Origin of the sequence: Bacteroides sp. MSK.20.82, assembly GCF_019052485.1 — a bacterium.
Taxonomy (GTDB): Bacteria; Bacteroidota; Bacteroidia; order Bacteroidales; family Bacteroidaceae; genus Bacteroides; species Bacteroides thetaiotaomicron.
Genome location: NZ_JAHQUN010000093.1, coordinates 1 through 7,471, shown reverse-complemented (window position 1 = coordinate 7,471; position 7,471 = coordinate 1). Strand labels below are relative to the sequence as shown.

Genomic DNA, 7,471 nt, shown 5'->3' with positions numbered 1-7,471 from the left:
TCTAATTTTTGGGCGTACTCTTGGCTTATCGCTATGGTGGTAAGCGGTGTTTTCCTCTTTTGCTTGCTTTCTTGTCCTTTTTCCATTGTTGTAAAATGCTATATTCTGTTGCAAAGGTAGTTATAAGTTTTGTTATTGCAGCTTATCGCAAATGTTATTGCAATTTATTGCGGTTATAGCAAAATAAATCACTCTGTTATTAGCTGGAAGTCATGGTAAACGCCCCCTTTTCTTCCGCAGGCTTCCGGACATGGTTCAGTGAATATCACTGTTACGAATATTGCCCCGGCGAACTTCTCTATCTCTGTAACCATTGCCCGTAAATCCCTGCCATAGCCGTTAATTTCGGCTGGTACGATAACTTTATCACCTGTTTTCATACTTGTATTTTTTTATTCTATTCCAAAATCTTCCATTAAGCAAACCCGGATGATAGCCCCTATCTGTTTGGCTGGCTTGTCTATATATTGCTCAAACTTCTTTTGTATCTTTTGCGCCACCTGTACGGCTATTTCCGGGTGTAACTGTACGGCGTTCACTACACGCTTAACATATCCTTTGTCACTTTTGGAGAACCTCGAAATAGTGGTTGTTATGTAGATGATCGCCTGTTTGGCGCTTTCGTATTCCAATAGCTTTTGTTGTTCGGTTTGCCTTGTGTAAACGTAAAATTTGTATTCGGTCACTTCCTTGCCTTTGTAGCTCTTTGGTTCGAACTCGAAATATAAATCGCATTGTCCGGCATTGTACAACTCCCGGAGTTCCTTTTGCGGATCGTCAAGTACACGCCTTTTGAAATCGCATCCCCGTTTGTATTTCTTTTCCAACATGAACATTTCCCGGAGCTTTTCGACTGTGTAGAAGAAGAACCCGGCGTTTCGGTATTGGCAGCACAGTTCGTAAAACCTTTGCGAGAATGTGCTTTTGAGTGCGATTGCTACCGTCATGGAGTAACTCGTGAAGTTTTGGGCGAGTTCCACGTAATAGGGTAGTACCTCTTTGGAAACTTGCACCTCAAAATACGATTTATTTTTGATATGCTTGACGTAATTGACAAAACCGATACTTAGCCACATCTTTTCGTTGTTAATTTCTATATCGCGATTTCTAAGCCGTTTTAGCGCATCGTAGATGTTTTGCATCTTGGTATTGTCACCGCATTTTTTTAGTTCTTCCTCGTGTATGGTGATAATCAGATCATCGAATAAGTCCCGTCTGCCGTTCTCGTTCTCGATGTATTGCGCCCGGATATTTCGTATAATGGAGTATAGGGCACGTTTTTCGATAAGGTCGAACTTGTAGCGTGCGGTAGTCAGCGCATTGTCTTGCGACAGGACTATATCCCTCTGTTTCTTGTCTTTCTTCTCCATGACTTTAATGCTTTTCGCAAAGGAAATATTTATCTACGACAAAAACAAATATTTGACGTAGAATATTTGTCGTAGATAGCCGTTTTTTTCGGAAATTTGTCGTAGATGCTCGGAAATTTGTCGTAGATGCTCGGAAATTTGTCGTAGATGACCTTTGTAAGATATTATAGCACAATGTGTTATGCTATGCCATAAAAGTAACTAAAAAGAAACTAAAAATTACCGTAAAGCAATGGAGTGTTTCTTTTTTGGTTTATAGAGGTCGCTTCGCTCCACTTTTCAGCGTGTTTTTTGATACGACGAATTTCCGGAGAATGGGAGAGAGTGGAAACAGGTAAAGCCAAGTGCAACGGATTAGGAAGATTTTCTGGCGTGTTAAATTTTGTATAAATGTGACTTTAAATGTATAAAACGAGAAGTTTCCGGGAGCGAAAACGCATCCCGGATTTAATGTAATTTTTTGTTGTATAGTTAGTTACCATAACGCAACTTTACCCATGCTTCCGATTTCAAGTTTAGCACTTATCCCCATAGCCTTAAAAACTCTTGCAATGGTGGAAAAGGTTAAATTCTTACCGTTTTCAATTCGGGAGATTTGAGCTCGTTGCACTCCTATCAGATTACCTAATTCCTCTTGGGTTAAGTTCTTTGATTGGCGAGCCTGTTTAATGGCTTCACCTATCAAAAAAGAGTTAAGTTCTTCTTCGTAGGCATCACGTTTGGGAGTACCTTTTTCTCCGATGTATTTATCCTCGATTTCTTCGAGTGTATAAAATTTCTTTGCTTCCATACGCTTTATCTTTTTGAATTAAAATAATCTTTTCTAATCTCTTCGGCTTTGGCTATTTCTTTGGGAGGTGTCTTTTGGGTTTTCTTGATAAACCCATGTGTTGCGATTACCAGAGTGTTTATCTTATCGTCCTTATCCCAAAAAGCAAGAAGCCTGTACTTGGTTTTGTTATAGAACGTTCTGAATTCCCAAATATCCGTATCATCCAATTTCTTGAATAAATCTGGATCAAGTACAAAGGTGGATTTACGAATATTGCTAATGATCTTCTCACGTACCTTGTTGGGCAATCCGTCTAAAAACTCTTGGGCTTCGTTGGATAATTTGACCTTGAATCTTGATTTTGCTTCCATATAAAGTTTTTTAGTGTTGCAAAGATAATATTTTGTTTCATTATATGGAAACAAAATATATTTATTTTATGCAGCCTGTTGTGCCGTTTTAATGTGTTTTTTTGTTTGTGGAATAGGTTCTTTCTTAGTGCCTCGCTCCGACTTCTCCCCGTCCCCCTTGTACGAGCTTTCGCCGTACCGCAGGGGAGGGTGTTCTTTCGATTGCTCGGCAGTCGAAAGAACAGCAAGAGGAAACCGGGCTTTGCCCTGTTTTTCCTCTTGCCCTACGGGGTTACGGCTGAATATCAGCCGTTTAAGTTTTTTAACCGCAATTAGTTTGAAATTGTGGTTAAAATCATACCTTTGTAAATCAGAGATTTAATAATATAATTAGCAATTAAAACAGCAATTGTATGGATAAGGAAACCACTACTTCTGTCACCATTGACCGAAAAACGTTTGCCCGGCTTGACAGGCTGGCAAAGTCCAATAATGTATCAAAGAAAGACTTCCTTTCCTGTGCGCTGGAGTACTTCGAGAAGTACGGAATCAACCCGGTTGAGCATGAGAGTCCGGCAAAGGAAATGCAGAAACTTATCAAACGCTGTGATCAGGTGATAGCGTTCATCAGGAAGCAGGAGCAGGATTTCTTGCGTCCGGCTTGTGAAGCCATGGGCAGTACAAGCATGAGAGTGACCATGAGTATGGACTCGATACTTACGGAAAAAAAGTTCAGCCAATACCAAAAGGACAATGACCTATTCATGCGTGATCTTGCAAGCCTTGCCGGGATAAGGGAGCAGGCTTTGGACCGGACGGAAAAGGCAGTCGGTCAGTCGAGGGATATGCTTCTGAAGAACCAACAAGCCATTTATGCAAGGCTGGACGCTGTGACGCAAAGGCAGGAGAAGATCTTCTCCTATATCGCAAGCTACATCGATGCGAAAGGAAAAGCCGGGCTTTTCGATGATATAAAAGCCTTGTACAAGGACGAGAAGAACAAAAGGGAAAAGATATGAACGTGAAGATACAGGGAGGCGGTAACGGCACATACGCCAATACAGGCAGTTGTGTTGCGGTGACGAACTATCTCCAGCATGAGGATTTGGAGAGGATGAAGAAAGGGGAGGAGGTGCAGCCGTTCTTCAACCAGTTCCGGGACTACGTGAGCTCAAGGGAGGTCACATTCAAGATAGACAACAACAAGGCTAAGTTAAGCCAGACTGACGCAAAGTTCTATGTTATTACCGTCAGCCCTTCAGAGAAAGAGCTGCGCTGCATGGGCAGGACTCCGCAGGAGCGTGCGGAAGCCTTGCAGTGGTACATCCGGCAGGACGTGATGAGAAACTATGCGGAGGGCTTCGGAAAAGGCTTGAGAAGCGATGATGTGGAATATTACGCAAAGATCCATTTCAATCGGGACGGTGACAGTGACAGCGATATGCACGCACATATCATCGTCAGTCGGAAAGACCGGAGCAACACCAAAAAGTTAAGCCCTAAAACGAACCACACCGGAAAGAAGAACTGCGGCAACGTGAAGGGAGGTTTTGACCGGACGGATTTTTTCCGGAAGTGTGAAAGCTCTTTTGATCGGCGCATGGGGTTTGACCGGGAGCCGGAGGAAAGCTTCGACTATCTTAATGCCGTCAAGAACGGAAGCCCGGCGGAAATAGCCCGGCAGGTGGAACGTGCGGAACGCATCAGAAAGGAGAAATGGGACAATCTCAAAGCGGAGCTTCAATCCCGGCAGGAACCGGAGAAGTCGAAAATTCAGCAGGTGGAAAAAACGCCGGACATCGAGCAGCCTATTCCCAAAAAGAAGCAGCAGGAGGAAGATCTGGAACTCCTGAAGAAGCCAAAAAGGAGCAGAGGTTTCGGAATGGGCATGTGATTTTTCTATTTTCCGGCACCGTTTATCTCGCTTACCGCAACATACGTAAGAAATGGACCATGCCCATAGCCAACTGGGCGACCATCGCACAACAATTAGCGGAATCCAAAATTTGCTAATACTTTATTTATTTCTACCTTTATAGCCATTAATAAAACAATAAAATTTTATTCATGGAAAAGCAAACAGCAGTTAGAGAAACTTTATTAAAAGAATTTGCCAATTGCAGTGATAAACTTTTCACTTTAGGAATAATTCGTACAGATAGCTTTACTGGAGAAATAGGAGAATTTATTGCCTCCAAGTATTTTAAACTAAGTTTAGCTGGTAAATCCACAAAAGCATACGATGGAGTATGTCCTAAAGGCTATAAATATCAAATTAAATCTAAAGTTATATCTAACAATAATCTTACTCATCATATTTCTAATCTAAAATATCAAGATTTTGACTATCTCGTAGTTGTATATTTTGATATATATTACAATCCTATATCCATATTAAAAATCCCTTCTAATAAAATTAATACGGAAGAATACATTATTGGCGCTTCTTCTGTGCATTCATTTTCTCAGAATATAGCTCGATTAAAATTACTTCAAAAAGAACAAGTCGCTATCAGAAATTTTGCTCAAAGTTACTTGAATTTACAAAAAGAAGGGATTATTAGAAGCCGTAAAGTAGTAGGGGATATTGGAGAATATTATGCTTGTAAACGCTTGAACCTAAAATTATCTAGCAATAAGAATGAGAAGGGACTGGATGCAATAGGTCAAGGAGGATTAACTTTTGAAATCAAAACAAGGCGAGTATATGATAGTGAAAGACGGACTTCTGAAACAAGAAGAATAAACAATCTAATAGGCAAAAATGCAGATTATTTAATTGTGGTAACTTTAAATCATGCCTTTGAATGTTCTGGAATGTGGATAATGCCAATGAAAAATATAATTAATCCTAAATCAGCCAATCTTAAGATTGTTAATACAACAAAAGGAGTAAAGAATTTAGTACCAAGCCAAATTAGTTGGTTAAACACTGGCGAGAAGTTTGTATCATTTAATTGCATGGATAAACAAAATAACTCTCAAGTGGAAGTCACAAATTCTGATATTAAGGGAAACAGCAATAAAATGCGTATTATTCTAATTATAATCATTATCTTCGCTATAATATGTTTGGTTGTGTGATTATTAATCTCAATTCTAAATATTTGTTAATATGATTTTACCAACAATGACATTGACCGAATTGGCAAAGGGAATTCAGTCTGATTACAAGGAAGTCCATGCACGCTGGACTAAATTTAATCCCAAATTCAATAAAATGAGATTGAAGCAAACATATTATCCATGGATATGGAATACAGAGATTATTACAAAGAAAAATAATAAATGGTTCTTCAGCTTTTATGCACAATCTAAAGAGGATGCTAACGTTGTAATTCCTCATGCCTACATTACTTTTAGGTATGGAGGAACTACATGGGCAGCTTATCCGCTTAAAGGGACAAATGTGTTACTGATTTTTTCTTCCCATTTCTTTAAACGTTACATTGAACGTTTCTTGGAACTAAATAAGGATGAGAAGCAATACACATCCCTTGATATAATAAAATTATTTTATTTACGCAATAACCACATTGGATGTATAAAACCTGAATTAGAAGATTTAGCTAGAGGTTTCTGTGAAGATGGAATGATTTTAGGTGAATGGATTTCTGAATCTGCTGCATTAATCAAAACCTTCTTATCTCGCAATGAACTAAAAGTAAATCAATATACAGAGTATTACGATATGTTTCATAATTGGATTATCCAAGATATGTTCTTAGCTCACAAAGGATATTCTCTCTCATCTATGGAAGAATTTGATAATTTACCAGATTCCTACTTCTCGCCTAAAGAATGGGAAAAATTTCTTAAACTAAGAGGTAATGAAATGTGGATAAATATAGCCATTGAATGTAGCGAATTTAGAATTGAACATAAAGAAGAATATGAAAAATGTTCTAATATGCTTCAAGCGATTATGGACAATCGTTCTTTAGAATAAAAAGTAACATTATGATTACCCCAGAAGAATTAATACAAGACTTAATAGATTTTTATGGTTATGAAGTGGACTTGTCGTATGCGATTAACTACATAGACATGGTAGGTCAATATGCCTCAGTTAATGGTTTTCATCTTTGGTTGCAAGATTTGTTAATATGAATGATACAAGTCCTTCAACGTTTTCGAGGATAAAACCAGCAGGTTCCTTTTTCTTTAAAATTCTTTCAACATCAAAAAACAAAGTACCACGTGTTTCTGTAAAGCCCAATCTTTTTCCGCCGCCGGAAAAAGATTGGCATGGAAAACCTGCACAACAAATGTCAAAATCTGGAATTTCTTTTTCATTAACTTGTGTAATATCTCCGTTTATTAACTCGTTAGGATGATTTTGTTTTAAAACCTTTATGGCATGTTTCTTGATTTCAGAAGTAAATACACACTCTGTTTTATAACCAGCTTCGTGTGCGGCTAATTCTAAGCCACATCGAATGCCACCAATTCCAGCAAAGAGGTCTATAAATTTAATAGTTCCTTTCATTATAATTCGGTGTTTACTTTTATTTTCCCTATTGTTTTTTGTTCGTCACGTACCCGGCACAGTTCCCGGTGTGCCTTTTCCTTGTATTCTAGCAAAGCGGAGTTTTCGGAGCGCAGCCGGGCAATCTCCCGTTCTTGTTCTTCGCTTTTGGCTTCTGCCTTTGCTTTTTCTTCGGCAGCATGGGCGATCAGTTCCGGCGCAGGGAGTTGCTTGGCGGTCTGTTCCCGGACAGTTTGGAGAAGCAGGCGCACCGCTTCCGTTTCCTCGTTGTGTTGTTCCATGATCTTTGCGGATTGTTCCAGCCGCCCGGCAACCTTTTCTAATGGGGAGAGGTCAAATGCTTCACCCCGGAGGTCGAACCCGGTTCTTTGGAAATAATCAACGGACAACTCAACAAATTCTTTGCGGGTTATGCCCGTACCCTTTAAATATTCATCTAATTTTTGGGCGTACTCTTGGCTTATCGCTATGGTGGTAAGCGGTGTTTTCC

The 7,471-nt window shown here is 39.4% G+C and carries 10 protein-coding genes and 1 pseudogene; 5 read left to right on the top strand and 6 right to left on the bottom strand.

What is annotated here, in order from left to right:
* Nucleotides 1–188: 188 nt before the first annotated feature.
* Together KTR07_RS27440 and KTR07_RS27435 are read right to left on the bottom strand one after the other, a co-directional pair.
* Nucleotides 189–380, bottom strand: coding sequence for a hypothetical protein (locus tag KTR07_RS27440; protein ID WP_008782581.1), 192 nt, complete (start codon nucleotides 378–380; stop codon nucleotides 189–191).
* A gap of 12 nt (nucleotides 381–392) precedes the next feature.
* On the bottom strand, nucleotides 393–1,370 hold the full coding sequence (locus tag KTR07_RS27435) for a replication initiation protein (RefSeq protein WP_008669318.1): 978 nt from the start codon (nucleotides 1,368–1,370) through the stop codon (nucleotides 393–395).
* Between the two features lie 91 nt (nucleotides 1,371–1,461).
* Between KTR07_RS27435 and KTR07_RS28870 the strand changes: the two are divergent.
* Nucleotides 1,462–1,521 (top strand): annotated as a pseudogene (locus KTR07_RS28870) (four-helix bundle copper-binding protein); the annotation flags it as partial.
* A gap of 324 nt (nucleotides 1,522–1,845) precedes the next feature.
* Here the strand turns inward: KTR07_RS28870 and KTR07_RS27425 are convergent.
* Both KTR07_RS27425 and KTR07_RS27420 read right to left on the bottom strand, forming a co-directional pair.
* Nucleotides 1,846–2,160 (bottom strand): helix-turn-helix domain-containing protein, encoded by a 315-nt coding sequence (locus KTR07_RS27425; protein ID WP_007851388.1) that lies wholly within the window; start codon nucleotides 2,158–2,160, stop codon nucleotides 1,846–1,848.
* 5 nt (nucleotides 2,161–2,165) lie between these two features.
* Nucleotides 2,166–2,513 carry a type II toxin-antitoxin system RelE/ParE family toxin gene (locus tag KTR07_RS27420; protein ID WP_008669299.1) on the bottom strand — a complete coding sequence of 116 codons (348 nt, stop codon included), beginning with the start codon at nucleotides 2,511–2,513 and terminating at the stop codon, nucleotides 2,166–2,168.
* Nucleotides 2,514–2,905: 392 nt separating this feature from the next.
* Here KTR07_RS27420 and btgA point away from each other — a divergent pair, with 392 nt between their 5' ends.
* From btgA to KTR07_RS27400, 4 genes are all read left to right on the top strand, one after another.
* Nucleotides 2,906–3,511, top strand: coding sequence for a mobilization protein BtgA (btgA, locus tag KTR07_RS27415; protein WP_008782580.1), 606 nt, complete (start codon nucleotides 2,906–2,908; stop codon nucleotides 3,509–3,511).
* The gene (btgB, locus tag KTR07_RS27410) at nucleotides 3,508–4,386 is read left to right on the top strand and encodes a mobilization protein BtgB (protein ID WP_008782579.1); all 879 of its coding nucleotides are present in this window, start codon (nucleotides 3,508–3,510) and stop codon (nucleotides 4,384–4,386) included. Before btgA ends, btgB begins: the two co-directional genes overlap by 4 nt.
* 173 nt (nucleotides 4,387–4,559) lie before the next feature.
* On the top strand, nucleotides 4,560–5,576 hold the full coding sequence (locus KTR07_RS27405; RefSeq protein ID WP_008782585.1) for a hypothetical protein: 1,017 nt from the start codon (nucleotides 4,560–4,562) through the stop codon (nucleotides 5,574–5,576).
* Between the two features lie 31 nt (nucleotides 5,577–5,607).
* A complete protein-coding gene (locus KTR07_RS27400; protein ID WP_217315558.1) occupies nucleotides 5,608–6,441 on the top strand; it encodes a hypothetical protein in 834 nt (277 codons plus the stop codon).
* 120 nt (nucleotides 6,442–6,561) lie between these two features.
* Here KTR07_RS27400 and dcm read toward each other — a convergent pair whose 3' ends face one another.
* Nucleotides 6,562–6,981, bottom strand: coding sequence for a DNA (cytosine-5-)-methyltransferase (dcm, locus tag KTR07_RS27395; protein WP_008782583.1), 420 nt, complete (start codon nucleotides 6,979–6,981; stop codon nucleotides 6,562–6,564).
* Nucleotides 6,981–7,471: BfmA/BtgA family mobilization protein (locus KTR07_RS27390; RefSeq protein WP_155229452.1), on the bottom strand; the 491-nt coding region annotated here is incomplete at its 5' end. The genes dcm and KTR07_RS27390, both read right to left, overlap by 1 nt.

Bases quoted from the DNA above. Each gene is read 5' to 3' on its own strand.
- KTR07_RS27405 (WP_008782585.1), top strand. From the start codon at position 4,560: ATGGAAAAGCAAACAGCAGTTAGAGAAACTTTATTAAAAGAATTTGCC.
- btgA (WP_008782580.1), top strand. From the start codon at position 2,906: ATGGATAAGGAAACCACTACTTCTGTCACCATTGACCGAAAAACGTTT.
- KTR07_RS27435 (WP_008669318.1), bottom strand. From the start codon at position 1,370: ATGGAGAAGAAAGACAAGAAACAGAGGGATATAGTCCTGTCGCAAGAC.
- dcm (WP_008782583.1), bottom strand. From the start codon at position 6,981: ATGAAAGGAACTATTAAATTTATAGACCTCTTTGCTGGAATTGGTGGC.
- KTR07_RS27440 (WP_008782581.1), bottom strand. From the start codon at position 380: ATGAAAACAGGTGATAAAGTTATCGTACCAGCCGAAATTAACGGCTAT.
- KTR07_RS27425 (WP_007851388.1), bottom strand. From the start codon at position 2,160: ATGGAAGCAAAGAAATTTTATACACTCGAAGAAATCGAGGATAAATAC.
- btgB (WP_008782579.1), top strand. From the start codon at position 3,508: ATGAACGTGAAGATACAGGGAGGCGGTAACGGCACATACGCCAATACA.
- KTR07_RS27400 (WP_217315558.1), top strand. From the start codon at position 5,608: ATGATTTTACCAACAATGACATTGACCGAATTGGCAAAGGGAATTCAG.
- KTR07_RS27420 (WP_008669299.1), bottom strand. From the start codon at position 2,513: ATGGAAGCAAAATCAAGATTCAAGGTCAAATTATCCAACGAAGCCCAA.